This is a genomic window from Pseudoxanthobacter soli DSM 19599, from assembly GCF_900148505.1.
Taxonomy (GTDB): domain Bacteria; phylum Pseudomonadota; class Alphaproteobacteria; order Rhizobiales; family Segnochrobactraceae; genus Pseudoxanthobacter; species Pseudoxanthobacter soli.
This window is the reverse complement of the sequence record NZ_FRXO01000026.1, coordinates 1-1,422: the sequence shown is the minus strand read 5'-3', so window position 1 is coordinate 1,422 and position 1,422 is coordinate 1. Positions and strand designations below refer to the sequence as shown.

The 1,422-nt window shown below is 68.8% G+C and carries 1 protein-coding gene; it reads right to left on the bottom strand.

Features of this window, described 5'->3' with window-relative positions:
- On the bottom strand, nt 1-1,422 hold a 1,422-nt coding region (locus BUF17_RS21965), incomplete at both ends, for a beta strand repeat-containing protein (RefSeq protein ID WP_175563776.1).

Here is a 1,422-nt window from a genome sequence, read left to right as displayed (position 1 = left end):
GCAGATCGACCTGGCCGGCCGTTCCGGTGTCGACCGCGTAGAGCGAGTGCGCCGGCACCGTGCCGACCGCCAGCCCGTTGTCGGTCAACGTCCCGCTATAATCGATCAGCCGGTATGTGCCCGACGCGAAACCCGCCCCGGTCGTGATGTTCAGCGTGCCGTCCAGCGTCAGATTCGCCGCCGTGACGATCGCAGTCGTCGTCGGCGCACCCAGCGTGGCGTTGAACAGCGACGCGGCTCCCTGCACCATGTTGCCGGTCACCGTGAGGGTGGACCCGCTCGTCCCGGCGAGCGCGCCGCCGTCGTAAATCACCAGCATGCCGCCGACCGTGCCGGTGCCGGTCAGCGTTCCCCCATAGCCCACAGCCAGCGGCCCGCCCACGCTGCCCGTCAGGTTCAGCGTGCCGGCATCAACATTCGTCACTCCCGTCAGGGTGTTCTGCCCCGAAAGGGTCAGCGTCCCCGCTCCCTGCTTCCGGATCTGACCGGTCCCGGATATCACTCCTGAGAAGGTCAGGTCGTTCGAGCGGTTGAAGGTGACAACGGCGCCGTTTGAAGAGAGAGCGACATTGCCGGTGATCGAGCCCGTCGTGCCGCCAGCGCCGATCTGCAGCGTGCCGCCGGAGACCGTCGTCCCGCCGGTATAGGTGTTGTCGCCCGTCAGCGTCAGCGTGCCCGTGCCCGTCTTGACGAGGCCGATCGAGCCGCCAGCGCCGAACAGCGTGCCGGAGAACGTCGTATCGGCGTTGTTCCCGCCGGTCGTCAATATCCACGCCCCGCCGGCACCGACCACGTTGCCCGCGCCCGCGAGCGAGCCGATGGTCTCGGACGCCTGGAGGACCAGTTCCGCCCCCGATGCGGCCGTGACCGCGACGCTGTCGGCAAGCGCAGCGCCGCCTTGCAGGAACACCTTGCCCTCCGAGATCTGGAGCGGGCCGGTGAAGGTGTTGGTGCCGGACAGCACGATGTTGAGCGATCCGACCTTCGTCAGTCCGCCCGTGCCGGCGATCGTGCCCGAGAAGGAACCGGTTCCATTGCCCTCGCCGAGCGTCAGGGTGTTGTCGTTCAGCTGGACGGTCGCCGTGCCCGGCGTCGCGATTGCATCGTTCAGGGCCTTGAGGCTCTGCGAGCCGCCGGTCAGTTCGAGGTTCGCGCTCGTGCCGAGGTTGATCTCCGCGGTGTCGGGCAGCCTTGAGCCGCCGGACAGGACGAGGCCGCCGGCGAGCACCTGCACCACGCCCGTCAGCGTGTTCGCGCCGCTCAGCGTGAGCGTGCCGCTGCCGGCCTTGTCCAGCCCGCCGCTGCCAGAGATGACGCCAGAGAAGGTCGTGGAGGTGTTGTCGCCGCCGAGATTGAGCTGGGCGAGGCTCGTCAGCGACACGGACCCGGCGCCCGCCAGCGATCCGATCGTTTCGCCCGCGT